The organism is Streptomyces sp. NPDC047017 (assembly GCF_040644175.1).
Classification (GTDB): Bacteria; Actinomycetota; Actinomycetes; order Streptomycetales; family Streptomycetaceae; genus Streptomyces.
The window spans coordinates 366,429-391,185 of the sequence record NZ_JBEYVW010000002.1 but is presented as its reverse complement, the minus strand read 5'-3'; the positions used below and the strand labels follow the sequence as shown (position 1 = coordinate 391,185).

Below are 24,757 nucleotides of genomic sequence, written 5' to 3'. Positions count from 1 at the left end.
CCGCACCTGTTGAGGAGTACCAAGGGATGACGCCCGGCGACAACGGCCCGAGCACGCCCGAGGACGACGACCCGTTCGGCTATCTGTACGCCGACGGTCAGGCCAACGGAGCCCAGCCGCCCTCCGGAGGCGGCGGCTACGGCTACCCCGGCTCGGTCAACCGGGTCCGCGCCGTCGGCCAGCGTCAGTACGGCCAGGCGCAGACGGCGGCCTACGGCCAGGTCCCGCAGCAGGCCCCCACCGCCCCGCAGCAGGGCGCGTACGGCCGGCCGAACGCGCACTACGCGGCCCCCGAGACCCTGCCCGGCGGGGCGCAGCCGCCCCGGCAGGCCGGCCAGGGCGCGGGCGGCGGCGGCCGCCGGGGGCCCAACACCAAGGGCCTGCTGATCGGTGCCGTGGCCGTGGTGGCCGCGGTCGTGATCGGCATCGGCGTGGCCATGATCGGCGACAAGCCCGACCACAAGGGCGGCGACAAGGCGGGCGGCGTGACGCCGACCGCCCCCCAGAGCGCCCGGTCGAGCCCGTCCGCGAGCAGCAGCGTGGCCCCCGACGGCCGGCTCCCGAAGATCGACGCCAAGGCGCTGCTGCTCGGCGGCGGCGCCACCACCGCCTCCTCCGTCAAGGGCGCCCAGGCGGACGGCGGCGTCTACGTGACCAACTTCAACAACGCCGGCGCCTCGGTCACCTGGACCGTCAACGGCATCCCCGACGCCGGCAAGTACTCCCTGTACGTCGGCTACGGCGTCCCCGGCAAGGACGGCACCGCCACCCTGACGGTCAACGGCACGCCGTCCACCACGCCGGTCAAGCTCAGCAACTTCGCGCACGGCCCCGCGGGCGACTACCAGAAGGGCTGGACGCGCACCTACAACTGGATCCAGCTCAACAAGGGCACGAACACCCTCAAGGTCTCGTGCGAGCAGGGCAACCAGTGCGACGCCAACCTGGACCAGCTGTGGCTGGTCAAGGGCTGGGTCCACTGACCCCGGTCAGGCCGCGCTGACCTCCGTCGTCACCGCGACCTTGCCGAGCAGCTCCGCGTAGGCCGCGCGGTCGAACTCGCCGGCCGCCGGGGCCAGCACGGTCGCCGCGGACAGGGCCACCGCGCGGGCCAGCCGGTCCGGCCAGGGGACGTCCTCCACCAGGCCGGAGAGCAGCCCGGCGACCGCCGAGTCGCCCGCGCCGGTCGGATTGCCCTGGACCCGGCCGGGCGGGACGGCCCGCCACATGCCCTCCGAGGTGTGCGCGAGGAGTCCCTCGGCGCCCAGCGAGGCGATCACCGTGCGGGCGCCGCGCCGCCGGGCGTCCTGGGTGGCGCGCAGCGGCTCGTGCGAGCCGGTCAGCTCGGCCAGCTCGTCCGCGTTCGGCTTGATGATGTCGGGCCGGGCCGCCAGCCCGCGCCGCAGCGCCTCGCCGCTGGTGTCCAGGAGCACCGGGACGTGCGCGGCCCGCGCGGCGCGCACCAGGACGGCGTACGCCCCCACCGGCAGGCCGGGCGGCAGGCTGCCGCACAGGGCGACGGCCGACACCCGGCCGAGCAGGTCCTCGTAGACGTCCTGGAAAGCGGCCCACTCGGCGGCCGTGACCAGCGGGCCCGGCTCGTTGAGCTGGGTGGTGTCGCCGGTGTGCTCGTCCACGACGGCCACCGTGCGCCGGGTCGCGCCGGCCACCGGGACCAGCGCTTCCGCCACACCGGGCAGCTCCCGCAGCCGCTCGTGCACCTCGCGCCCGGTGGCGCCGCCCGCGAGGCCGGTGACGGTCACCTCGTGGCCGAGGGCCGCCAGCACCCGGGCGACGTTGACGCCCTTGCCGCCGGGCCGCTCGCTCACCTCGGCCACCCGGTGGGAGGCGTGGGGCCGCAGGGACGGCACCCGGTAGGTGATGTCGAGAGCGGTGTTCAGCGTGACCGTGAGGATCACGGAGTCCGGCCTCCCCCGGGACAGGCGCGCCTGGCACGCGTACGACGAAGCCCCGGACCTGCTCCGGGGCTTCGATCATGCCAAACGGACGGTGTGCCGCACACCCCCGCGACCGCCCCCGGCGTCCGGATGGCGGGGGCGGATCAGCCCAGGTGCGGATCGACCACCCAGGCGCCGCGCCGCATCACGCCCTTGAGGACGAAGTCCTCGTCCAGCAGCACCAGGTCGGCGTCCTTGCCGGGCTCCAGGGAGCCCACCCGGTCGTCCAGGCCGAGCAGCCGGGCCGGGTTGGCGGACAGCGCGGCCACCACGTCCTCGACCGGCAGCCGGTCGACGGTCACCGCCCGCCGGAAGGCCCGGTCCAGGGTGAGCGTCGAACCCGCGATCGAACCGCCCTCGACCAGCCGGGCCACGCCGTCGGCGACCTCGACCTCCAGGGGGCCCAGCAGATAGCGGCCGTCGCCGCGGCCGGCGGCGTCCATGGCGTCGGTGATGAAGGCGACCCGGGCCGCGCCCGCGCGGTGGAAGGCCAGCTCCAGGGCGGCCCGGTGCAGGTGGACGCCGTCGTTGATCAGCTCGACCGTGACCCGCTCGTCCTCCAGCAGGGCCGCGATCGGGCCGGGCGCGCGGTGACCGAGCACCGGCATGGCGTTGAACAGATGGGTGGCCACGGTGGCCCCGGCGTCGATCGCCTCCACCGTCTGCTCGTACGTCGCGTCGGTGTGCCCGATCGCCGCGATCACACCGTGCTCGGCGAGCAGCCGTACGGAGTCGGTGCCGCCGGGCAGCTCGGTGGCGAGCGTGACCATCCTGGCCTGCCCGCGGGCCGCGTCGACCAGCTTGCGGACCTCGGCCGGGTCCGGGTCGCGCAGCAGCGCCTCGGAGTGGGCGCCCTTGCGGCACGGGGAGATGAACGGCCCCTCGAAGTGGATGCCGGCGATCTCGCCCTGCTCGGCCAGCTCCGACAGCAGCCCCGCCTGCCGGACCAGGAGGTCCGTCTCGTCGGTGACGGTGGAGGCCACCAGCGTGGTGGTGCCGTGCGCCCGGTGGGTGCGGACGGCGGTCAGCACGTCCTCGGCGGAACCCGAGAAGGAGGCGCCGCCGCCGCCGTGGTTGTGCAGGTCGACGAAGCCGGGGACCAGCCAGTGCCCGCCGGCGTCGACCGTCTCGGCGCCGCGCGGGGCGGTCTCGGCGATCCGGGTGCCGTCGACGACCACGCCGGCGCCGTCCGCGATCCCGGTGGGCAGCACCACCCGGGCTCCGGTGAGAACCTTGCTGGGGGCCATGGGGTGGCTACCTCCGGGGAGTCGTAGGGGAAGAGGGGCCGCCGAGGAGGTCCCAGGCGAGGAGGCCCGCGCCCAGGCAGCCGGCGGTGTCGCCGAGGGCGGCGGGCACGATGGACGGCAGCTTCTGGAAGGTGACCCGCTGCTCCACGGCCTTCCGCAGCGGTGCGAAGAGGGTCTCCCCGGCCTCGGCAAGGCCGCCGCCGATGATCAGCGTGCGTGGGTCCAGCAGGGTGAGCGCGGTGACCAGCCCGTCGGCGAGCGCGTCCACCGCCTCCTGCCAGACCTCCCGGGCCGCCCGGTCCCCGGAGTCCACGGCCTTGGCGCAGTCCGCCGCGTCCGCGTCCGGGTCCCCGCAGGCCGCCGCCCACGCCTGGCTGACCGCGGAGGCGGACGCGAACCGCTCCAGGCAGCCGCGCTGGCCGCACGGGCAGAGGACACCGCCGGGCCGCACGACGACATGCCCGATCTCGCCTGCGAAGCCGTGCGCGCCCGTCTCCACCCGGCCCTCGATGCCGATGGCGCCCGCGATCCCGGTGCCCAGCGGCACGAAGAGGTAGCGGTCGGCGCCCCTGCCCGCGCCGATCCGGCCCTCGGCGAGGCCGCCGGCCCGCACGTCATGGCCGAGGGCGACCGGGAGGCCGAGCCGGGCCGAGAGCAGGTCGCGCAGGGGCACGTCGCGCCAGCCGAGGTTGGCGGCGTAGGCGGCGACGCCCTGCTCCTCGTCGACGATGCCGGGGACGGCGACGCCCGCGGCGGCGGCCGGCTCGCCGAACCGCTCCCGGCCGGCGGCGCGCAGTTCGGCGGCGAAGCCGAGGATGCCCTCGACGACGGCGTCGGGTCCGCGTTCGCGGCCGGTGGGGCGGCGCGCCTGGTGCAGCAGGCCGCCCTCCTCGTCGACCAGCGCGGCCTTCATCCCGGTGCCGCCCACATCGAGCGCGATGACATGTCTCACAGGTGACAGTGTGACCCTTTGACCCGCAAGAGGTCTAGTCCACTCACGTGGTGTAGACCTATCGTGTCCGCATGGTGAACACGAGACAGTAGGGGCGGGAAGACGGTGCAGCGGCGTAGGACAGGAATGATCGCGGTGGTGTCCGCACTGGGCATGACGGCGGTCCTCGGCGGCTGCGGGAGCACCGGCTCCTCCGAGGTGACCCTCAAGCTGGTCGCCGCCGACTACGGAGACTCCGCGGCGAACAGCTCGCAGGCGTACTGGGACCGGCTGGCCCGCGCCTACGAGGGCCGGCACTCCGGCGTGAAGATCGACGTCAAGGTCTACTCCTGGACGGACGTCGACCGCAAGGTCAAGGAGATGGTCGACGCCGGCGACCCGCCGGACATGGCGCAGATCGGCGCCTACGCCGACTACGCCGACCAGAACCTGCTCTACAAGGTCGACGACCTGCTCTCCATACCCGTGCAGGCCGACTTCCTCGGCCAGCTCTCCGAGGCCGGGCAGCTGCGGCACGAGCAGTACGGCATCCCGTTCGCCGCCTCCACCCGGGTGCTCTTCTACAACAAGAGCCTCTTCGACGAGGCCCACATCAGCCCGCCCAAGACCTGGGACCAGCTGGCCTCCGACGCCGCGGCGCTCAAGGCCAAGGGCGTCAAGTACCCGTACGCGCTGCCGCTGGGCCCCGAGGAGGCGCAGGCGGAGACCATGCAGTGGCTGCTGAGCGGCGGCTCCGGCTACACCGACGACATCGGCACCTACACGATCAACTCGCCGCAGAATGCAGAAACGTTCACTTGGCTCAAGGACCAGCTCGTCGGCAAGGGCCTGACCGGCCCGGTAGCGCCCGGCAGGCTGAACCGCGCCGACGCCTTCGCGGCCTTCGCCAACGGCGATGTGGGCATGCTCAACGGCCACCCCACGCTGATGCAGCAGGCGCAGAAGAAGGGCGTGGACTTCGGCATGGTGCCGGTGCCGGGCAAGAACGGCACGCCCAAGTCGACCATGGGCGTCACCGACTGGATGATGGCCTTCAAGAAGGGCGGCCACAAGTCCCAGGTCGGCGCCTTCCTCGACGACGTCTACAGCGAGAAGAACGTCCTCGACTTCTCCCGCGAGTACGACCTGCTGCCCGTCACCACCTCGGCCTCCGACGCGATGGCCGACGACCGGCAGGAGAAGAACCTGTGGCCGTTCCTGGAGGAACTGCCGCTCGCCCAGCTCTACCCGGTCGGCAAGACCTCCTGGGCCCGGGTCAGCTCGGACGTCAAGAAGCGCATCGGCAGCACGGTCGGCCCCGCCGGCGACCCCGCCGCGGTCCTGGACCAGCTGCAGAACACGGCGGCCCAGGCGGAGGCCGCGGAGAACGCGGGCTGACGGACTGCCGCCCGGGCGCGCCGTTGTCGGCGGCGGGGGCTACGGTGCCGGGTATGGACGTGCAGGGCAGCGGGGACGCGGGGGGCGCGGCGGGGGAGGCGGAGGACGCCGAGGGCGTGGCGGAGGATCCTGCCGGGGACGCGGAGGGTGCCGGGGACGCGGAGGGTGCCGGAGGCGCGGCCGGGGACGCGGAGGACGTCGACGGCGTGGCGGAGGGCACCGGGGCCGTGGCGGAAGGCGCCGAGGCGGAGGCCGGGAGGGTGGGCCGGGGCGAGGGGCCGGGGCTCGGCCGCCGGGAGCGGGACATCCTCGCCCTGGAGCGGCGCGGCTTCACCGGCCCCGGCCTGAAGGAACGCGCGATCCGCGAGGAACTCGGGCTGTCCCCCGTCCGCTACTACCAGCTCCTCAACGCCCTCCTCGACGACACCCGGGCCCTCGCGCACGACCCGGTCACGGTCAACCGGCTGCGCCGGGTGCGGGACGCCCGCCGCGCCGAACGCTGAGCCGGCGCGCGGTCCCGGCCCGGAGGGCGACGCCCGTCCCCGTCGTCGAGGAGTGCGACGGCCCGGGTGTGGATAGGTTCGGCGTATGGGCCACGACACGGACTCGACCAACCCCGCCCCCGCCCTGCCGGCGCCCGCCACACCGGCCGGCCGGGACGGGCTCGCCGCGCTGCTGGCACGGCCGGAGCGCGCGGTGATCGCGCTCGACTTCGACGGCACGCTCGCCCCGATCGTGTCCGACCCGGACCAGGCCAGGGCGCACCCGGACGCGGTGCCCGCGCTCGCCGCGCTCGCCCCGAAGGTGGCCTCCGTCGCGGTGGTCACCGGCCGCCCCGCCGGGGTCGCGGTGCGCAACGGCGGCTTCGCGGGCGTCCCCGGACTGGAACACCTGGTCGTCCTCGGCCACTACGGCGCCGAGCGCTGGGACGCCGCCACCGGCACCGTCACCGCCCCCGCCCCGCACCCCGGCGTCGCCGCCGTCCGCGCCGAACTGCCGGGCTTCCTGGACCGGATCGGCGCCTGGCAGGGCACCTGGATCGAGGAGAAGGGCCGCTCCCTGGCGGTGCACACCCGCCGCGCCGAGGACCCGCAGGCCGCCTTCGAGGCCCTGCGCGACCCGCTCACCGGCCTGGCCGTCCGGCACGGGCTGATCGTCGAGCCGGGCCGGATGGTCCTCGAACTGCGCCCCGCGGGCATGGACAAGGGCGCCGCCCTGCTGGACCACGTCCGCGGCGCCGGCGCCGGCTCCGTCCTCTTCGCCGGCGACGACCTGGGCGACCTGCCCGCCTTCACCGCGGTCGGCGAACTCCGCTCCGACGGCGTACCGGGCGTCCTGGTGTGCAGCGGCAGCGCCGAGGTGACGGAGCTGTCGGACCGGGCGGACCTGGTGGTGCCGGGCCCGGCCGGGGTGGTGGACCTGCTGCGCGCCCTGGCCGCCCGCCTCTGACCTCCCTCTGATCTCCCCGGCGGCCCCAGGCGTGTCCCGGCGGCCCCGGCCGCTCAGGCGTTCAGCTCGCCCAGCTGGTCGAGGAACCACTGGGCGGGCGGCAGCGCGGTGGCGGCGGCGGCCAGCCGCTTGGACCGCTCCGCCCGCTCGGTCCCCGGCATGCGCAGCGCCTCGTCCAGCGCCGCCGCCGTCCCCACCACGTCGAACGGGTTCACCGGCACCGCGTCCTCGCCGAGTTCCGCGTACGCGCCCGCCTCCCGCGACAGCACCAGCGCGCAGCCCGCGTCGGAGACGACCGGCACCTCCTTGGCGACCAGGTTCATGCCGTCGCGGATCGGGTTGACCAGGGCCACGTCCGCGATCCGGTACGCCGCCAGCGACCGTGCGAAGTCGTCCTTGACGTGCAGCACGACCGGCGTCCAGCCGGGCGTCCCGAACCGCGCGTTGATCTCCTCGGCCAGCCGCCGCACCTCGGCCGTGTACTCCCGGTAGACGGCGAGATCCTGCCGCGAGGGGTAGGCGAAGGCGACGTGGACGACCCGTTCGCGCCACTCGGGGCGGTCCTCCAGGAGCTGCCGGTACGCCAGCAGCCCGCGCACGATGTTCTTGGACAGCTCGGTACGGTCCACCCGTACGATCGTGCGGCGCGCCCCGCCGTCCGGCGCCGCGCCGATCTCCTCGCGCAGCGCGGCCATCCGTTCCTTGACGTCGGCCCGGCGCGAGCGCTCCCGCAGGAACTCCCCGTCCGCGCCCAGCCCGTGCACCCCGATCCGGGTGCCGCCGAGCCCGCCGGCCAGCGCCTCGCAGCAGCCGGTGAAGGCGTCCGCCCAGCGCTGGGTGAGGAAGCCCAGCCGGTCCGCGCCCAGCATGCCGCGCAGCACCTGCTCGGCGATGTCGTCGGGCAGCATCCGGAAGTAGTCCACCGGCGCCCACGGCGTGTGCGAGAAGTGCCCGATGCGCACATCGGGCCGGAAATCGCGCAGCATCCCGGGGACCAGGGTCAGGTGGTAGTCCTGCACCACCACGGCCGCGCCCTCGGCGGCCTCCTCGGCCAGCGCCTCGGCGAAGGACCGGTTGTAGCTCTCGTACGAGGCCCAGCGGCGCCGGAACTCCGCGTCGAAGACGGGCTCCAGCGGGGTCTGGTAGAGCATGTGGTGGACGAACCAGAGCACCGAGTTGGCGATGCCGTTGTAGGCGTCGGAGAAGACGTCCGGGGCGATGTCGAGCATCCGGACCCGCTGCCCGCCGGTGTCCTCGGCCGGCAGCCTGCGGCCGCCCTCGAAGCGGCGCACGGCCTCCCGGTCGGTCTCGCCGAGCGCGGCGCACACCCATACCGCGCCCGCGTCCGGGCCGATCGCGGACAGTCCGGAGACCAGTCCGCCGCCGCCGCGTTTCGCGTGCAGCGAGCCGTCCTCGGCCCGCTCGTACGAAACCGGACCGCGATTGGAGGCGACCAGCACCTCGGCACCGTGCGTTGAAGCCATGGTCCTCAACCTAGCCCGGCCTTCGAACGCTCAAACGTACGCGGTGGCGGGCCGGTCGGGATTCCGCCGCCCGACGGGTTGTGAGAAGGATGTGAAGACCGTGAAGATGTGCGGTGCATGTCAGTGATGCCGTCCCGGGTGCCGCGCGGGGCGGTCGGTGAGGGGTGGGTTCCATGCGACTCGTACGAATACGCCGGTTCGCCGGCACGGCCGCGCTGCTCGCGGCCGGCGCGCTGGCCCTGGCCGGCTGCGACGACGGCGCCCCGGGGACGCCGAAGGCGGCGCCGTCCACCCCGGCGGCGGTGGCCCCGGCCCCGGCCCCGAGCACGGAACCGCCGACACCGACACCCACCCCTACACCCACGCCGACTCCGACTCCGACTCCGACGCCGTCCGCGACGCTGCGCGACTACACCGGCTCCGGCATCGGCACCGCCGTGGCCGCCGCCGAGGCCGGGCACCTGCGCTACGCCGTCCACCTCCAGGGCACCGGCGCGCGGGCCGCCTCCTGGCGGTCCGGTGAGAAGGTCTGCGAGCAGCGCGGCGGGACCGGCGGGGACGAGGTGACCTTCACGGTGGCCCGCGACGGCCACGACTGCGCCGGCCACCCGCTGTCCACCCCGGCCCCGAAGAAGACGAACTCCACCACGGGCGGCACCGGCACGGGCGGCGGCAGCGGCAGCAGTGGCGGCACCGGAGGCAGCGGTGGCAGCGGTGGCAGCGGTGGCAGCAAGGCGTGCGCGATCACCAGCCCCGCCGGCAACTGCTACGCCGACGGCCAGTTCTGCGCCGCCCGCCACCACGGCCTGAGCACCTACGGCAAGGGCGGCGAGTACCTGACCTGCGCACAGGACGCGGCAGGCCGCTGGCGCTGGTCGGACGGCGCGGCAGGCTGACAACGGGCCCGCCCGGCCCGCACGTCCGCCGGGCCCGACCGGCTCACCGGTCCGACCGGTCCGCACGTCCGCCGGGCCCGACCGGCTCACCGGCCCACCTGGCCCACCCGGCCCGCACGTCCGCCGGGCCCGACCGGCTCACCGGCTCACCTGGCCCGACCGGCTCACCTGGCCCGACCGGCTCACCGGCTCACCGGCCCACCTGGCCCGACCGGCTCACCGGCCCACCCGGCCCGACCGGCCCACCTGCCCGACCGGTCCTCCCGGCCCCCTGACCCGTCGCACCCGTCGCACCCGTCGCACTGGCCGCGCGCGGGCGGCCCGGCTCGCTGAGCCGCCCGCTCCGGCCCACCGGGCGCACCGGGCGCACCGGGCCGACCGGGCGCACCGGGCCGACCGGGCGCACCGGGCCGACCGGGCGCACCGGGCCGACCGGGCCCACCGAGTCCCCCGGTCCGCGGGCGACCGGTCCCGCGGGCGACCCGGCCCTCATACTCAGCTCACCCGGTGGGCTTCCTGCTCAGGCCCCCGCCGCCCCCCGCTCAAGCCACCCGCCGTGCCGCATACTCCGCGATCTCGGTCATCGGCGGTCGTTCCTCGGTGTCCACCGAGTAGGTGCGGGGCTCGAAGCCGGTCTCGCCGCGTTCGAACTGGGTGAGGGCGGGGCGGATCAGGTGGCCGCGGGCCAGGCGGAGCTGGGCGGTGCGGTAGATGGCGGCGGCCATCCGGCCGAGGGCCTGCCCGTCCTGGTGCCGGTGCTTGCGCACACCCACGTCGACCTGCGCGAGCGCGTCCAGGCCGGCCAGGTGCAGCGCGTCCACCAGCATGCCCAGCTCCACCCCGTAGCCGACCGGGAACGGCAGCTGCTCAAGGAGCGAGCGGCGGGCCGCGTACTCGCCGCCGAGCGGCTGCACGAAGCCGGCCAGCTGCGGCCAGTGCATGTTGAGCAGCGGGCGCGCCATCAGCTCGGTGACCCGGCCGCCCTGCCGGGCCGCACCGGCCAGCGGGCGGTCGTACATCGCCTTGACCAGCTGCACGTCCGGCTCGGTGAGCAGCGGGCCCACGATCCCGGTGACGAAGTCGGCGGAGAACTCCCGCAGGTCGGCGTCGACGAAGCAGATCACGTCCCCGCGGGTGACCAGCAGCGAGCGCCACAGCACCTCGCCCTTGCCGGGCAGCGCGGGCAGCCGCGGCAGGATCGCGTCGCGGTGCACCACCCGGGCGCCCGCGGCGGCGGCCACCTCCGAGGTGCGGTCGGTGGAGCCGGAGTCGACGACCACGATCTCGTCCACCAGCGGCGCCCGCTCGACCAGATCGCGGCGGATCACCGAGACGATCTCCCCGACCGTCTCCTGCTCGTCGAGCGCGGGCAGCACCACGCTGACCGTCGCACCGCTCACCCGCTTGGCGGCCAGCACCGTGTGCAGCGGGCGATCGGCCACGGACCAGGAACGCGTCCTCAGCCAGCGCTCGACTTCTTCCAGCACGGTCGACGGCTCCTCACTCCTGCGCGATGCGCTGCTGCCCGCAGCCGGTCCGGACCGGATCACCGTGTGATCCGTCTCGCGGTTCGGACGACTATCTCGCACCGTCCTGGCCTTCGGTTACAGTCTTGAACAACGCGGACGGCCCCCGCATGCCGGGGTCACCGCCGCGCACAATCGAATACCGCTCATCCAGAGGGGCAGAGGGACACGGCCCGATGAAGCCCCGGCAACCCTCCAGCCGGTCTCGTACCGATCGACGATTCTCCGATCGCCACCGCGAGGCTCCCCGGCTAGGGAAGGTGCCAAATCCGTCTCACGGCGAGATGCGTCGTGAGGAAGATGAGGAGAAAGGGCCTCGCCTCCATGGCTGTGCAGACAGTTGCCACCAGCACCGACTCCCCCTCCGTCGACCTCGGCCCCGCCGCGGCGCTCAGCTGCCGCGAATGCGGCCACCGCGTCCCGCTCGGACCGGTCTTCGCCTGCGAGGAGTGTTTCGGCCCGCTGGAGATCGCCTACGACTTCTCGGCCTACGACACCGAGGAACTGCGCAAGCGGATCGAGGCCGGCCCCGCCGACATCTGGCGCTACGCCCCGCTGCTCCCCGTCCCCGCGGACGTCGCGGACAAGCCGAACCTCAACCCCGGCTGGACCAAGCTGGTCAAGGCCGACCGCCTCGCCGCCGAACTCGGCGTGACCGGCGGCCTGTACGTCAAGGACGACTCGGGCAACCCCACGCACTCCTTCAAGGACCGCGTGGTCGCCCAGGCCCTGGAGGCCGCCCGCGCCTTCGGCTTCACCACCCTGTCCTGCTCCTCCACCGGCAACCTGGCCGGCGCCGTCGGCGCCGCCGCCGCCCGCTCCGGCCTGCGCTCGTGCGTGTTCATCCCGCACGACCTGGAGCAGGGCAAGGTCGTCATGGCCGCGATCTACGGCGGCGAACTCGTCGGCATCGAGGGCAACTACGACGACGTGAACCGCTTCTGCTCGGAGCTGATCGGCGACCCGGCCGGCGAGGGCTGGGGCTTCGTCAACGTCAACCTGCGGCCGTACTACGCGGAGGGCTCCAAGACCCTGGCGTACGAGATCTGCGAGCAGCTCGGCTGGCGGCTGCCCGACCAGCTCGTCGTCCCGATCGCCTCCGGCTCCCAGCTCACCAAGATCGACAAGGGCCTCCAGGAGCTGATCAAGCTGGGGCTGGTCGAGGACCGGCCGTACAAGATCTTCGGTGCCCAGGCCGAGGGCTGCTCCCCGGTGTCCACCGCCTTCAAGGCCGGGCACGACGTGGTGCGCCCGCAGAAGCCGGACACCATCGCCAAGTCCCTCGCCATCGGCAACCCGGCCGACGGCCCCTACGTCCTGGACATCGCGCGCCGCACCGGCGGCGCCGTGGAGGACGTCACCGACGCGCAGGTGGTCGAGGCGATCAAGCTGCTGGCCCGCACCGAGGGCATCTTCGCCGAGACGGCGGGCGGGGTGACGGTCGGCGTGACGAAGAAGCTGATCGACGACGGCCTCCTCGACCCCGCGAAGACCACCGTCGTCCTCAACACCGGCGACGGCCTGAAGACCCTGGACGCGGTGGCCGGCACCGGCCTCACCGCCACCATCCGCCCGAACCTGGACTCCTTCCGAGAGGCTGGCCTCGCATGAGCGTGACCGTTCGCATCCCCACCATCCTGCGCACCTACACCGGCGGCCAGGCCGAGGTGAAGGCCGAGGGCGCCACCCTCGCCGAGGTCATCTCCGGCCTGGAGCAGAACCACCCGGGCATCGCCGCCCGCGTCCTGGACGACCAGGGCAAGCTGCGCCGCTTCGTCAACGTCTACGTCAACGACGACGACGTCCGCTTCGAGCAGGGCCTGGAGACCGTCACGCCGGACGGCGCCGGTGTGTCGATCATTCCGGCGGTCGCCGGCGGCTGATCGTTACCTTCGGTAATTGCCGTGCCCGGCTGTTCCTTGAATTGCCCCCTCCGCGCCAGAAGCGGAGGGGGCAATTCAGTGTGATTGAGCGCGGTACAGTTGGGGCACGCGCTCCTGATCTCCGGTTCGGGAAGCCCCTTTTCCCCGGGCGCCCGCCGTCAAGAAGTAGCCAAAGTGCGCGGGCTTTTCGTGGCATTTGTCTTGTTTATGGGGCCCGACTTGCCCGGGGTTCAGTCGAATTCTCACCACATTCCGGACCGCTCCCGTCCAGAATTCTCGTCCGATTGACCTGTTGCAGACGGCAGTTGGGCAGATACATTCAGCCGCGGTCGACGCGTTCCGGCGCACGCCCCCGGTCCACGGGGAGTGAGGTCTGACCCGGGTCCGCGAAGTGCGGATCTGTGCAAGGGCCAGTAATAGGGGAGTTAGGCATGGCTCAGGGCACCGTCAAGTGGTTCAACGCGGAGAAGGGGTACGGCTTCATCGCGGTCGACGGCGGGGCGGACGTCTTCGTCCACTACAGCGCGATCCAGATGGACGGCTACCGCTCGCTGGAAGAGGGTCAGCGGGTCGAGTTCGAGATCTCGCAGGGCCAGAAGGGCCCGCAGGCCGACATGGTCCGCGTCACGGCCTGAATCGCGCGACCACCACAAGCGATCTTCTCGTCCCTGAGAGCCCGCACCTCACCGGGGTGCGGGCTCTCAGGCGTGCGCGCGGCGGAGCGAGGCCGGCCGGCCCGCCGCCGGGGCCCGCCGCCGGGGCCCGCCACCGCGGCGCGCCCGTGTTCGCCCCGGGCTGAGTACCGCCCGGTACCCCCGATGGGCGCTTGCACTCTCCTAGGCCGAGTGCTAATCATTGCGTTAGCACTCTGAAGGTGAGAGTGACAAAAGAGGACCGGGTCGGTGAGGCCCGCGGGCCCCGTGGTGCAAGGAACCACAGGCCGGCGAGCCGTCCGTCGCGGGCGCGGGCGCGGTCCGGAGGAATCACCCCCAGTCCTGGAGGGACCACTTCACATGGCCAAGATCATCGCGTTCGACGAGGAGGCGCGGCGCGGCCTTGAGCGCGGTATGAACCAGCTCGCCGACGCCGTCAAGGTCACCCTCGGCCCCAAGGGCCGCAACGTCGTCCTTGAGAAGAAGTGGGGCGCCCCCACGATCACCAACGATGGTGTCTCCATCGCCAAGGAGATCGAGCTGGAGGACCCGTACGAGAAGATCGGCGCCGAGCTGGTCAAGGAAGTCGCCAAGAAGACGGACGACGTCGCCGGCGACGGTACGACCACCGCGACCGTGCTCGCCCAGGCCCTGGTCCGCGAGGGCCTGCGCAACGTGGCCGCCGGTGCCAACCCGATGGCTCTCAAGCGCGGTATCGAGAAGGCCGTCGAGGCCGTCTCCGCCGCCCTGCTCGACCAGGCCAAGGAGGTCGAGACCAAGGAGCAGATCGCCTCCACCGCCTCCATCTCCGCCGCCGACACGCAGATCGGCGAGCTGATCGCCGAGGCGATGGACAAGGTCGGCAAGGAAGGCGTCATCACCGTCGAGGAGTCGCAGACCTTCGGTCTGGAGCTTGAGCTCACCGAGGGCATGCGCTTCGACAAGGGCTACATCTCCGCCTACTTCGCGACCGACATGGAGCGCATGGAGGCGTCGCTCGAGGACCCCTACATCCTCATCGCCAACTCCAAGATCGGCTCCGTCAAGGACCTGCTCCCGCTCCTGGAGAAGGTCATGCAGTCGGGCAAGCCGCTGCTGATCATCGCCGAGGACGTCGAGGGCGAGGCCCTGTCGACCCTGGTGGTCAACAAGATCCGCGGCACCTTCAAGTCCGTCGCCGTCAAGGCCCCGGGCTTCGGCGACCGCCGCAAGGCCATGCTCGGCGACATCGCCATCCTCACGGGCGGCGAGGTCATCTCCGAGGAGGTCGGCCTCAAGCTGGAGAACGCCACCCTCGACCTGCTGGGCAAGGCCCGCAAGGTGGTCATCACCAAGGACGAGACCACCATCGTCGACGGTGCCGGCTCCTCCGAGCAGGTCGGCGGCCGGGTCAACCAGATCCGCGCCGAGATCGAGAACAGCGACTCGGACTACGACCGCGAGAAGCTGCAGGAGCGCCTGGCGAAGCTCGCCGGCGGTGTCGCGGTCATCAAGGCCGGCGCCGCCACCGAGGTGGAGCTGAAGGAGCGCAAGCACCGCATCGAGGACGCCGTGCGCAACGCCAAGGCGGCCGTCGAGGAGGGCATCGTCGCCGGTGGCGGCGTGGCCCTGCTGCAGGCCACCCAGGTGTTCGAGAAGCTGGAGCTGGACGGCGACGAGGCCACCGGTGCCGCCGCCGTCAAGCTGGCCCTCGAAGCCCCGCTGAAGCAGATCGCCGTCAACGCCGGCCTCGAAGGCGGTGTCGTGGTGGAGAAGGTGCGCAACCTGACCCCGGGCCACGGCCTGAACGCCGCGACCGGCGAGTACGTCGACCTGGTCGCCGAGGGCATCATCGACCCGGCGAAGGTGACGCGCTCCGCGCTGCAGAACGCCGCGTCGATCGCCGCGCTGTTCCTCACCACCGAGGCCGTCATCGCCGACAAGCCGGAGAAGGCCGCCGCGGCCGCTCCGGGCGGCATGCCGGGCGGTGACATGGACTTCTGATCCTTCCGGGGATCGGTACTAGTCCTTCCGTACGAGGGCGGCACTTCCTGCCAGTGGCAGGGGGTGCCGCCCTCGGGCGTGTCCGGGGTCACGCGCGGATTCCCGTGCCGGGCGGGAATGCCGGGCCGCGCGCTCGCGCTGTCCGTTAAGCACCTGCAACAATGCACGCGCACATACCAACCGGTTCGCCCGCCCGCCCTCACGAGGAGCCCCCACGTGACCGTCACCGTCACCACGCCGCCCGCCTCCCGCGCGGCCCAGATCCTCTCCCGCCCGATCGCGCTGAACGGCCTCACCGTCCCCAACCGGATCGCGATGGCGCCGATGACCCGCATGTTCTCGCCGGGCGGCGTCCCCGGTGCGGACGTGCGCTCCTACTACGCCCGCCGCGCCGCCGCCGGCGTCGGCCTGATCGTCACCGAGGGCACCTACGTCGGCCACGAGTCGGCCGGGAGCAGCGACCGGGTGCCCCGGTTCCACGGTGAGGAGCAGCTCGCCGGCTGGGCGAGGGTGGCCGAGGACGTGCACGCGGCGGGCGGCACGATCGTCCCGCAGCTGTGGCACATCGGCATGGTCCGCAAGCAGGGCGAGCCGCCCTTCGCCGACGCCCCGGCAGTCGGCCCCTCCGGCCTGGTGGCCGCGGACGCCGAGCCCACCGGCACGGCGATGACGCGGGCCGACCTGGACGCCGTGATCGGCGCGTTCGCGCAGGCCGCGGCCGACGCCGAGCGCATCGGCTTCGACGGGGTGGAACTCCACGGCGCCCACGGTTATCTGCTGGACCAGTTCCTGTGGGAGGGCACCAACCGCCGTACCGACGCCTACGGCGGCGACCCGGTGGCCCGCGCCCGGTTCTCCGCGGAGATCGTCGCGGCGGTCCGCGAGCGGGTCTCGTCCGGCTTCCCGGTCATCTTCCGCTACTCGCAGTGGAAGCAGCAGGACTACCAGGCCCGCCTGGCGCAGACCCCCGAGGAGCTGGAGGCGATCCTCACGCCGCTGGCCGCGGCCGGCGTCGACGCCTTCCACGCCTCCACCCGCCGCTACTGGCGGCCCGAGTTCGACGGCTCGGACCTGAACCTGGCCGGCTGGACGAAGAAGATCACCGGCAAGCCGGCCATCACCGTCGGCTCGGTCGGCCTGGACGGCGACTTCGTCAAGGCGTTCCAGGGCGAGGGCTCCCCGGTCCAGGGCATCGACAACCTCCTGGACCGGCTGGAGCGCGACGAGTTCGACATGGTGGCCGTCGGCCGCGCGCTGCTCCAGGACCCGGAGTGGGCCGCGAAGATCCTCACCGACCGCTTCACCGAACTGCGGCCGTACGACGCGGCGGCACTGAAGACGCTGACCTGAGTGCCGGGCGGTGCCGGACGGGCGGCTCCTTCCGGCCGTCCGCCGGAGGCCGTCCGCCGGGGGCTGCCTGCCAGAGGCCGTTCCCGGGCCGGGCGACGGCCGGCCCCGTCCGGCGGTCGGGTGCCGGTTCGCTCCGGGGGCCGGCCCGCTCCGGCTGTTGCCTGCCTGGCCAATGGCCCACTCGGGCCGCCGTCCAGGCGGCGGGCGCTCCGGCTGTCGTCCGGCCGGTGGCTCGCGCCGGCCGCCGCCCGGGTGGGCGGCTCCTTCCGGTCGTCCGCCGGAGGCCGTCCGCCGGGGGCTGCCTGCCAGAGGCCGTTCCCGGGCCGGGCGATGGCCGGTCCCGTCCGGCGGTCGGGTGCCGGTTCGCTCCGGGGGCCGGCCCGCTCCGGCTGTTGCCTGCCTGGCCAATGGCCCACTCGGGCCGCCGTCCAGGCGGCGGGCGCTCCGGCTGTCGTCCGGCCGGTGGCTCGCGCCGGCCGCCGCCCGGGTGGGCGGCTCCTTCCGGTCGTCCGCCGGAGGCCGTCCGCCGGGGGCTGCCTGCCAGAGGCCGTTCCCGGGCCGGGCGATGGCCGGTCCCGTCCGGCGGTCGGGTGCCGGCTCCGGCGGCTCACTCCGGTCGTCCGCCGGAGCGCCGTCCCACGGTCGTCAGCCGCACCTCGGCCGGAGATCGCCCCTCAGCCGGGAGCCGTCCCCGGGCTGGGAGCCGACCCCCCAGGCCGGGAGGCCGACCGGCTGCCAGGGTGGCCGTCCACCGGTGGGGCGGGCTGTGCCGGGTGTTCCCGGTCACGGGCCGTTCATCGGCTCGATGTCGACCCGGACGGGCGTGCCCCAGATCCGTACCACCTCGTAGTCGGTGAACTCGTGCACCAGCCGGTAGGCCATCGCGGTGCGCGGGCCGCGGCGCTGGGCGGCGATGAACAGTTCCGCCTCGCGCCGGTCCCGGCGCGGGGTACCGCACAGCTGCCACTCCCGCCCGTTCCACAGCTCCGGCAGCCAGCGCTGCTGGGGCTGCGGCCGGTCCTCGCGCACGCCGTAGCGGGACGGGACGGGCGCGGCGGCCCCGGCGGCCGGCCGGGCGTACGCCGCGTACGCGCCGTCCACCTCGGAACGGCGGGCGGCCCGCCGCCGGGTCTCGCACAGCAGGCACAGATCGGGCGCGCCGGTGTCCACCGGCCCGTTGGGATGCTCGGGGCAGCGGGTGGCGGCCGCGGCCGTGGTGACGCTCTCCTCCAGCAGGTCCAGGGCCCGCCGCAGATCCCCCTTCACCTCGTGCAACTGCGCGTCGGGCGTGTCGGCGGTGAGTGCCTCGCCGTGCTCACCGAGGAGACGGAGGGCTCGGCCTAGGGCGGTGAGCTGGGCGTGGTTCATGGTCCCCCCAGCGTAGAACGCGGAGCCCGCCGGGCGGCAGCGGCGTCAGGCCCGGGACCGGCCCCGCTCCAGCGCCGCGCGCAGATGGCCGTCCGTCTGGGCCAGCAGGCGCCCGGCCGTGGTGCCGTCGGTGCCGGTCAGCAGGACCAGGATGGCGTTCTTCACCTCACCGTCGGTGGCCGCCAGCGCCTTCTCGATCTCCTCGTCCGGCGCCCCGGTGGCGAGGGCGACGATCCGGCGGGACCGGGCGCGGAGCTTCTCGTTGGAGGCGCGCACGTCCACCATCAGGTTCCCGTACGTCTTGCCCAGCCGGATCATCGTGATCGTCGAGAGCATGTTCAGGACGAGTTTCTGGGCCGTGCCCGCCTTCAGCCGGGTGGAGCCGGTGAGGAGTTCGGGCCCGGCGACGATCTCGATGCCGTGCTCGGCGGCGGCCGCGAGCGCGCTGTCCTTGTTGCAGGCCAGCCCGATGGTGAGCGCGCCGAGCGCCCGGGCGTGCTCGACCGCGCCGATGGCGTACGGGGTGCGCCCGGAGGCCGAGATGCCGACCACCGTGTCGTCCGGGGTCAGCTTGAGCGCGTCGAGCGCCTCGACGGCCAGTTCCCGGGAGTCCTCCGCGCCCTCGACCGAGGTCACCATCGCCTGCGGGCCGCCCGCGATCAGGCCGACGACCTGCGCGGGGTCGGTGTTGAAGGTCGGCGGGCACTCGGAGGCGTCCAGCACCCCCAGCCGGCCGGCCGTGCCCGCGCCCGCGTAGATCAGCCGGCCGCCGCGGGCCATCCGCGCGGCCACCGCGTCGATCGCGGCGGCGATCTGCGGCAGCCGCTCGGCCACGGCGGCGGGCACGGCCGTGTCCTCGGCGTTCATCAGCCGCGCGATCTCCAGCGTGGGCAGCCGGTCGATCTCGGACAGCTCCGGGCGGAACGCCTCGGTGGTCAGCGACTCCAGTTCGGCGCGCAGCGCACCGTAGGGGGAGGTGGAGGACATGAAGGGGCGGCTCTTTCCGGGCTTCGGGCTACGGGCTACGGTTTTCCGGGCTTCCGGGCTTCCGGGCTTCGGGGCGTCGGGTTTTCGGGCTTCGGGGCCCGGTCCCCGGCTACGGGCGCCGGCTGCCGTCGCGCGGGCGGTGCCGGTGGGCCAGTGCCTCGTACGACGCCGCCAGCGCCGGCGCCGCCGACTCGTACGTGCGCTGCGCCACCCCGACGAACAGGCAGTCCACCACCAGCAGTTGGCTGGTCCGCGAGGACATCGCGGCGGGCCGCAGCTCGCTCTCGCGGGAGGTGGAGGTGGTCAGGACGTGGTCGGCGTACTGCGTGACGGGCGCGTCGGGGCGGCCGGTGATGGCCACGGTGGTCGCCCCCCGCTCGAAGGCGGCGCGCAGCGGCTCGATCACGTCCCCGGTGGAACCCGAATGGGTGATCGCGATCGCCACGTCCCCCGCGCGCAGCTGCACCGCGTTGGTGACGGCGAGGTGCGGGTCGCTGTGCCCGTGCGCTATCAGCCCTATGCGCAGCAGTTTCTGGGTGAGGTCCTGGGCGACCAGGCCGGAGGCCCCGATGCCGTACACGTCGGTACGGCGGGCGGCGGCGAGCGCGGCGACGGCCGCGCCGAGCTGGACCGTGTCGAGCCCGGCGGCGGTGTCGGCGAGGGTCTGCTGCTCGTCGTAGGCGAGCTTGGCGACCACGTCGGCGATGGGGTCGTCCACCGCGATGTCGGTGGTGATGGCGGGCGCGCGGCCGGACTGCTGCTGGGCGGCGAGGCCCGCGAGGGCCAGCCGCAGATCGCGGTAGCCGGGGTAGCCGAGCAGCCGGGCGGTGCGCACGACGGTCGCCTCGCTGGTGCCGGTGAGTTCGGCCAGGCCGGTGACCGTGAGCGCCGCGCAGCCGGCCGGGTCGCCCGCCACCGCCTCGGCGACGCGCTGCATGGAGCGGGTCATGGAGGGCGCGAGCGTGCGTACCTTGGCCGCGAGGGCGGCGGGCGCGGGAGGCGGCGCGAGGCCGGGGGCCGCGCCCGCACCGGCACCCGGACCGCCCGCACCGGCACCCGGACCGCCCGCACCGGCGCCCGGACCGGCGCTCGCACGGGCGCCCGGACCAGCACCCGGACCAGCGCTCGCACCGGCGCTCGCGCCCGCGCCTGCGAAAATTTCCTTCACGTCCTGGGTCACATGTGAAAGATATTTTCCGGGCGGAGGTGCGGTCAAGAGTGCGCACAATGGAGCCATGGATCCCCTCAGCCCCCTGGAGCAGGCCCTGCACGCCGCCCGCGCCCTCGTCCTGGCCGATCTGGTGGCGGGCGAGGTCGCCCAGGCCGACGTGGTCTCCCTCGTCGAGGACTCCGTCGTGCAGCGCCGCTGGTGGGTGGAGCAGTGGCCGGAGGGCGCGCGGTACGTCGCCGGACTGGTCGCCCAGGACGTGCAGGACGCCCTGCTGGAGCGGTACGGCCGCTGGCCGCTGTGCCCGGTGTGCGGCCACGGCGACCCGCACGCCCTCGACGTCGAACCCGAACTCGGCCCCGACCCGCACTGGGTGTGCGCCAAGGCCGGCGTGAAGGTCGCCGCGGTGGGGGCGCTGGGGCGGGCCACGGGCGGGAAGCCGTCCTCGTGACGGCCGCCCGGGGCGCGGTGGCGCCGTGACGGTCTACATCGACCCGCCCAGCTGGCCGGGGCACGGCCGGATGTGGTCCCACGTGGTCAGCGACGTCTCCTACGCCGAACTGCACCGGTTCGCCGCCGCCCTCGGCGTGCCGCCGCGCGCCTTCGAACGCGACCACTACGACCTGCCCGCCCACCGCTACGCCGACGCGGTGGCGGCCGGCGCCGTCGAGGTCAGCAGCCGTGAGGTGGTGCGGCGGCTGCACGCGGCCGGGCTGCGCCGGCGCAAGGGCCGTGCTCAGGGCAGCAGTTCGTAGGCGAACTGCCCGTCGCCCGCCCGGTCCGCCCCGCCTTCCTCGGTCCCGCCGACCCGTACGTACCCGGCCCGGGTGACCACCCGCTGGGAGGGCAGATTGTCCCGGTCCACGGTCGCGAACAGCCGCCGTACGTCGTCCCGGGCCAGCGCCCACGCGGACAGCGCGCGCAGCGCCTCGGTGGCGTGGCCGTGACCGCGGGCGGCCTCGGTCAGGTCGTACCCGACCTCCGCGCGCCCCTCCTCGTCCGGGGCGCCGTGGAAGCCGATGCCGCCGACCGCGCGCCCGTCCTGAGTGCGGACCAGCACGAACATCCCCCACTCGGGCCGGTGCACCCCGCTCTCGTACGCCTTGAGGACCATCCCGGCGGCCTGCCGGGTGCCCTCGTAGGGCCCGCCCTCGATCCAGGCGAAGCCGCCGTCCCCGCCCGCGGCGAGGTCCCGGGCGGCGGCGGGGGTGACGCCCTCCAGGGTGAGGCGTCCGGCGGGGATCGCCAGGGGGTTGCTCCACCGCCACCCGGTGACCGGCGCCCGGCCGGGCAGCTCGCCGCGCCCGGTGGCCCACAGCAGCACCGGCCAGGCCTCGGGGCCCGGCTGGACGTGCGGGAACAGCCGGGTCAGCACGTCCTCGCACAGGCCGGCCGGCGGCTCGTACACCAGCCCGAGGCCCTGCGCGATGTCGTGCGTGTGCAGCAACACCTCGGCGATGCCCATCGCGGCGAAGCCCGCGCGGTCGGCGCTGCGGAACGGGTACGGATGGAAGGCCCGCACATGCCGGGGGGTGGTGCGCACGACCGCGGCGAGCAGCGCGCCGGTCGTCTCGATCACGTCCAGGGCGCCCGCGTCGCCGGTGCCCTCGTCGAGGCTGATCTCGAAGGGGACGTAGTCGTCCTGCGCGCGGCCCGCCAACTGCCCGGCGTACGCGATGAGATCGCCCGCCACGTGCTCGGCGGTGTACCGGCAGCTCCATTCGAGGCGGCCCGCGCGCACCCCCTCCCAGTCCCGGCCGGCCGCCGTCCGCAGCAGCGCGACGGCGTCCGCTACGGCCTGCTCCACCTGTTCCCCGCCCCATGCCTTCATGGGGCGAAGAGTAGGTACGGCGCGGCGGTCAGAGCGACAGCATTTCCAGCTCCGAGGACAGGTTGTAGCGGGCGGTGGCCTCCCAGTGCCGCTGCCCGTAGGGGGTGCGGAAGAGCAGCGGCAGGGCGAGGAGTCGGCGCAGGATCGCCGCGCGGCCCTCACGGAAGGCGTCGCTGGGCACGAAGTGGTACTCCTCGCGGACGGCGGCCGTGTAGGCGGCGTACGCCGACGGCGGGCCGGCCAGCACCGCGAGGTCGGCGTCGCACAGCACCTGGCCGTCGCGGTCCTCGCCGGCCGGGTCGTGGCCGGTGGTGAGCCGCACCAGGCGGGCCACCTCGGCGGCCGCCCGCGCCGCCACCCCGGCCTCGGGCAGCGCCCGCTCGGCCAGCCGCGCGGAGCGCTCCTCGTTCTCGGAACGTTCGGGCAGGTAGACCGCGTCGTGGAACCACGCGGCCAGCCGGACCGCGTCCGGGTCGTCGGCGTACTCCTCCAGTACGTCGATGTGGTCGAGGACGGCGGTGAGATGGGTGAGCGTGTGGTAGTGCCGCTGCGGTTCCTGCCAGCGGGCGAGCAGGTTGTCGGCGTACGGCACCGGGTCGGGTCCCCCACCGGGTCCCCGTACGCCCTCCAGGGCGCGGGTCCAGCGGGTGCGCAGGTCGTCGATGTCGACATGATCGGCCATGCGCCCATTGTCGCGTCGGTGACGGGGGGAAACCCCGCGAGTGCGGCCATGAGGCGAAGGGGAAGCCCTAGCGTGGGGGGCATGACTTCTGTCGATGTGCATGAGGTACGGGACCCCGAGCTGCCCGGGCGGCTGCTCACCGGGGAACGGGACGCGCTGATCCCGCTGCTGCGGTCGCGGCCGGAGGCGGACTTCGCGCTGCCGACCGCGGGCTGCCCGGGGTGGACGGTGCGGGACGTGCTCGCGCACTGCTGCGCCGTGCTGGCCAGGGTGGTGGAGAACCGGTTCGAGGAGGGCGTGTTCTCGCCCGGGTCCAACGACCGGGACATCGCCGAACGGGCCGGCTGGACGCACACCCGGGTGGTGGACGAGCTGGAACGCCGGATGACCGAGGCGGGGCCGGTGATCGCCGCGGCCGGCGGGGCGCTGGACGGGATCGCGCTGGGCGAGTGGGTGCACGCCGGCGATGTGCGCGAGGCCCTCGACACGCCGGGCGCGTACGCCGGCGCGGGACTGCCGTACGCGCTCCCGCTGCTCGCCCGGTTCACCCGGGAGCGGGGGCACCTGCCGCTGCACGCCGACCTCGACGACGTGGACGACCCGCTGCGGCTGGGCGACCTGAGCGGCGAGCGGACCCCGGCCCGCTACATCGGCGACGCCGCCACCCTCGTACGGCTCTACGCGGGGCGTCCGGTCCCGGCGGCCGCCGGATTCGAACTGGCGGGTGCCGAGCGGGCGGAGCTGAACATCTTCGGGTGACCGGCTGTCGGCCCCCGCCGCCACTCGGCGTACCCTGATATTGGACTAGACCTGTCATAGCCCCAGGGGAATCCGAGGAAAGGGGTCCCATGAGCATGCGTGCAGTCCTGGAGGTGATCGCCCTCGACGTCGAGGACGCGGTCGCCGCCCAGGCCGGAGGCGCGGACCGCCTCGAACTGGTCACCGACATGGCCGCCGACGGGCTGACCCCGCCGGCCGGCACCGTCGCCGCGATCCGCGCCGCCGTCGACATCTCGCTGCGCGTGATGGTGCGGCTCGCGGACGGATTCGCCGCGGGCGGCCCCGCGGGTGTGGACAGGCTGGCGGGGGCCGTGGGCGAACTCCGGGCGGCGGGGGCCGGCGAGTTCGTGTTCGGGTTCCTCGACCCGGACGGCGCGGTGGACCTCGCGGTCATGGAACGGATCGTCGCCGAGCTGGACGGCTGCCCGTGGACCTTCCACCGGGCCATCGACCAGTCCGCCGACCGGGACGCCCTGCGCAAGCAGCTGGACGGGCTGCCGGGCCTGGACACCTACCTGACCGCGGGCGCGGCGAGCGGCGTGGACGACGGCCTGCCGACCCTCCTCGCGGAGGCGGCCCGCCGCGGTGAGCCCGGCTACGAGCAGCGGATCATGGTCGGCGGCGGCCTCCGTCTCGCACACCTGCCCCCGCTGCGTGCCGCCGGCATCGACACCTTCCACATCGGCGGCGCGGCCCGCCCCACCGGCTGGACCGGCCCCGTCTCCGCGGACGCGGTCGCCCGGTGGCGCACGGTCCTGGACGGCGAACCGGCACGGCAGCCGGTGATGTGAGGCGGGGGCGGGGGCGGCGGCCGGCTGGGGTTGACCGCCCGCCGCCTGGGAGGCGCGGCGGTCGCTTGCCGGGCGCGGCGGTCGCTTGCGTGAGTGGCGGGTGGCGGGTGGCGGGTGGCGGGTGGCGGGTGGCGGGTGGCCGGTCGGCGGCCGGCCAGCGCCCGGCGTTTCCGGAGCGCCCGGGGCGGCGCGGGGCGTCGGCTTCGTGCCGGGCGGCGCCGGGAGGCTCGTAGCGCCGCCGGACGCGCCCGGGGCATCCGGCGGCCGCCCGGCGTATCCGGTCGGCGCCCGGCGCATTCGGTGCGCCCGCCTCCGGGTGTCGGTCTCGTAGCCGGGCCGCGCCCGGGAAGCTCACGGCCGGGCCCTGTGCCGCGTCCGGCCGGCCCGTGCCG

24 protein-coding genes and 1 riboswitch are annotated in these 24,757 nt (G+C 74.3%); of the genes, 14 read left to right on the top strand and 10 right to left on the bottom strand.

Annotated features, from left to right (window positions below):
• Positions 1 to 26 precede the first annotated feature (26 nt).
• On the top strand, positions 27 to 983 hold the full coding sequence (locus ABZ858_RS05055) for a CBM35 domain-containing protein (protein ID WP_361372710.1): 957 nt from the start codon (positions 27 to 29) through the stop codon (positions 981 to 983).
• Positions 984 to 989: 6 nt separating this feature from the next.
• Here the strand turns inward: ABZ858_RS05055 and ABZ858_RS05050 are convergent, their stop codons facing one another.
• The 3 genes from ABZ858_RS05050 to ABZ858_RS05040 form a co-directional block, all read right to left on the bottom strand.
• On the bottom strand, positions 990 to 1,919 hold the full coding sequence (locus ABZ858_RS05050; protein WP_361372708.1) for a 1-phosphofructokinase family hexose kinase: 930 nt from the start codon (positions 1,917 to 1,919) through the stop codon (positions 990 to 992).
• A gap of 143 nt (positions 1,920 to 2,062) precedes the next feature.
• Positions 2,063 to 3,205: an N-acetylglucosamine-6-phosphate deacetylase gene (nagA, locus tag ABZ858_RS05045; RefSeq protein WP_361372706.1), complete on the bottom strand. Its 1,143-nt coding sequence runs from the start codon at positions 3,203 to 3,205 to the stop codon at positions 2,063 to 2,065.
• Between the two features lie 7 nt (positions 3,206 to 3,212).
• Complete coding sequence (locus ABZ858_RS05040; protein ID WP_361372704.1) at positions 3,213 to 4,157, bottom strand: ROK family protein; 945 nt, start codon at positions 4,155 to 4,157, stop codon at positions 3,213 to 3,215.
• A 126-nt stretch (positions 4,158 to 4,283) separates the two neighbouring features.
• Here ABZ858_RS05040 and ABZ858_RS05035 point away from each other — a divergent pair, with 126 nt between their 5' ends.
• The 3 genes from ABZ858_RS05035 (at position 4,284) to otsB (ending at position 6,983) form a co-directional block, all read left to right on the top strand.
• On the top strand, positions 4,284 to 5,534 hold the full coding sequence (locus ABZ858_RS05035; RefSeq protein WP_361372702.1) for an extracellular solute-binding protein: 1,251 nt from the start codon (positions 4,284 to 4,286) through the stop codon (positions 5,532 to 5,534).
• 260 nt (positions 5,535 to 5,794) lie between these two features.
• Positions 5,795 to 6,037, top strand: coding sequence for a DUF3263 domain-containing protein (locus tag ABZ858_RS05030; RefSeq protein WP_361372976.1), 243 nt, complete (start codon positions 5,795 to 5,797; stop codon positions 6,035 to 6,037).
• A gap of 85 nt (positions 6,038 to 6,122) precedes the next feature.
• Positions 6,123 to 6,983 (top strand): trehalose-phosphatase, encoded by an 861-nt coding sequence (gene otsB / locus ABZ858_RS05025; RefSeq protein ID WP_361372700.1) that lies wholly within the window; start codon positions 6,123 to 6,125, stop codon positions 6,981 to 6,983.
• A 53-nt stretch (positions 6,984 to 7,036) separates the two neighbouring features.
• Here the strand turns inward: otsB and ABZ858_RS05020 are convergent, their stop codons facing one another.
• Positions 7,037 to 8,467 (bottom strand): trehalose-6-phosphate synthase, encoded by a 1,431-nt coding sequence (locus ABZ858_RS05020; RefSeq protein WP_361372698.1) that lies wholly within the window; start codon positions 8,465 to 8,467, stop codon positions 7,037 to 7,039.
• Between the two features lie 173 nt (positions 8,468 to 8,640).
• On the opposite strand from ABZ858_RS05020, the gene ABZ858_RS05015 reads away from it, so the two are divergent.
• Entirely contained in the window at positions 8,641 to 9,363 is a 723-nt protein-coding gene (locus ABZ858_RS05015; RefSeq protein WP_361372696.1) for a hypothetical protein, read from the top strand.
• 542 nt (positions 9,364 to 9,905) lie between these two features.
• Here the strand turns inward: ABZ858_RS05015 and ABZ858_RS05010 are convergent.
• A complete protein-coding gene (locus ABZ858_RS05010; protein ID WP_361372694.1) occupies positions 9,906 to 10,850 on the bottom strand; it encodes a glucosyl-3-phosphoglycerate synthase in 945 nt (314 codons plus the stop codon).
• Between the two features lie 182 nt (positions 10,851 to 11,032).
• Positions 11,033 to 11,196, top strand: a riboswitch (SAM riboswitch).
• A 17-nt stretch (positions 11,197 to 11,213) separates the two neighbouring features.
• Here ABZ858_RS05010 and thrC point away from each other — a divergent pair.
• The 5 genes from thrC to ABZ858_RS04985 all read left to right on the top strand — a co-directional run bounded on the left by thrC (position 11,214) and on the right by ABZ858_RS04985 (position 16,758).
• The gene (gene thrC, locus ABZ858_RS05005; protein ID WP_361372692.1) at positions 11,214 to 12,500 is read left to right on the top strand and encodes a threonine synthase; all 1,287 of its coding nucleotides are present in this window, start codon (positions 11,214 to 11,216) and stop codon (positions 12,498 to 12,500) included.
• Entirely contained in the window at positions 12,497 to 12,772 is a 276-nt protein-coding gene (locus tag ABZ858_RS05000; protein WP_361372690.1) for a ubiquitin-like small modifier protein 1, read from the top strand. Before thrC ends, ABZ858_RS05000 begins: the two co-directional genes overlap by 4 nt.
• Positions 12,773 to 13,203: 431 nt before the next feature.
• Positions 13,204 to 13,407: a cold-shock protein gene (locus ABZ858_RS04995; RefSeq protein WP_009189266.1), complete on the top strand. Its 204-nt coding sequence runs from the start codon at positions 13,204 to 13,206 to the stop codon at positions 13,405 to 13,407.
• 378 nt (positions 13,408 to 13,785) lie between these two features.
• Positions 13,786 to 15,408, top strand: coding sequence for a chaperonin GroEL (groL, locus tag ABZ858_RS04990; protein WP_361372688.1), 1,623 nt, complete (start codon positions 13,786 to 13,788; stop codon positions 15,406 to 15,408).
• Positions 15,409 to 15,624: 216 nt separating this feature from the next.
• Positions 15,625 to 16,758, top strand: a complete 1,134-nt coding sequence (locus ABZ858_RS04985) for an NADH:flavin oxidoreductase (RefSeq protein ID WP_361372686.1) — start codon at positions 15,625 to 15,627, stop codon at positions 16,756 to 16,758.
• Positions 16,759 to 17,541: 783 nt separating this feature from the next.
• Here ABZ858_RS04985 and ABZ858_RS04980 read toward each other — a convergent pair.
• The 3 genes from ABZ858_RS04980 to ABZ858_RS04970 form a co-directional block, all read right to left on the bottom strand.
• Positions 17,542 to 18,126: a hypothetical protein gene (locus ABZ858_RS04980; protein ID WP_361372684.1), complete on the bottom strand. Its 585-nt coding sequence runs from the start codon at positions 18,124 to 18,126 to the stop codon at positions 17,542 to 17,544.
• Positions 18,127 to 18,171: 45 nt separating this feature from the next.
• Complete coding sequence (gene murQ / locus ABZ858_RS04975; protein WP_361372682.1) at positions 18,172 to 19,113, bottom strand: N-acetylmuramic acid 6-phosphate etherase; 942 nt, start codon at positions 19,111 to 19,113, stop codon at positions 18,172 to 18,174.
• A 109-nt stretch (positions 19,114 to 19,222) separates the two neighbouring features.
• The gene (locus ABZ858_RS04970) at positions 19,223 to 20,293 is read right to left on the bottom strand and encodes a MurR/RpiR family transcriptional regulator (protein WP_361372680.1); all 1,071 of its coding nucleotides are present in this window, start codon (positions 20,291 to 20,293) and stop codon (positions 19,223 to 19,225) included.
• A gap of 55 nt (positions 20,294 to 20,348) precedes the next feature.
• On the opposite strand from ABZ858_RS04970, the gene ABZ858_RS04965 reads away from it, so the two are divergent.
• Both ABZ858_RS04965 and ABZ858_RS04960 read left to right on the top strand, forming a co-directional pair.
• Entirely contained in the window at positions 20,349 to 20,732 is a 384-nt protein-coding gene (locus ABZ858_RS04965) for a hypothetical protein (protein WP_361372678.1), read from the top strand.
• A gap of 25 nt (positions 20,733 to 20,757) precedes the next feature.
• On the top strand, positions 20,758 to 21,036 hold the full coding sequence (locus ABZ858_RS04960; RefSeq protein WP_361372676.1) for a DUF4031 domain-containing protein: 279 nt from the start codon (positions 20,758 to 20,760) through the stop codon (positions 21,034 to 21,036).
• On the opposite strand, the gene ABZ858_RS04955 is transcribed toward ABZ858_RS04960, so the two are convergent.
• The gene (locus ABZ858_RS04955; RefSeq protein ID WP_361372674.1) at positions 21,018 to 22,112 is read right to left on the bottom strand and encodes a GNAT family N-acetyltransferase; all 1,095 of its coding nucleotides are present in this window, start codon (positions 22,110 to 22,112) and stop codon (positions 21,018 to 21,020) included. The two genes, ABZ858_RS04960 and ABZ858_RS04955, sit on opposite strands and share 19 nt — an antisense overlap.
• Before the next feature lie 28 nt (positions 22,113 to 22,140).
• Positions 22,141 to 22,794 carry a hypothetical protein gene (locus ABZ858_RS04950; protein ID WP_361372672.1) on the bottom strand — a complete coding sequence of 218 codons (654 nt, stop codon included), beginning with the start codon at positions 22,792 to 22,794 and terminating at the stop codon, positions 22,141 to 22,143.
• 81 nt (positions 22,795 to 22,875) lie between these two features.
• On the opposite strand from ABZ858_RS04950, the gene ABZ858_RS04945 reads away from it, so the two are divergent.
• Together ABZ858_RS04945 and ABZ858_RS04940 are read left to right on the top strand one after the other, a co-directional pair.
• A complete protein-coding gene (locus ABZ858_RS04945) occupies positions 22,876 to 23,553 on the top strand; it encodes a maleylpyruvate isomerase family mycothiol-dependent enzyme (protein WP_361372670.1) in 678 nt (225 codons plus the stop codon).
• 89 nt (positions 23,554 to 23,642) lie between these two features.
• Entirely contained in the window at positions 23,643 to 24,365 is a 723-nt protein-coding gene (locus ABZ858_RS04940; RefSeq protein ID WP_361372668.1) for a copper homeostasis protein CutC, read from the top strand.
• Positions 24,366 to 24,757: the final 392 nt, after the last annotated feature.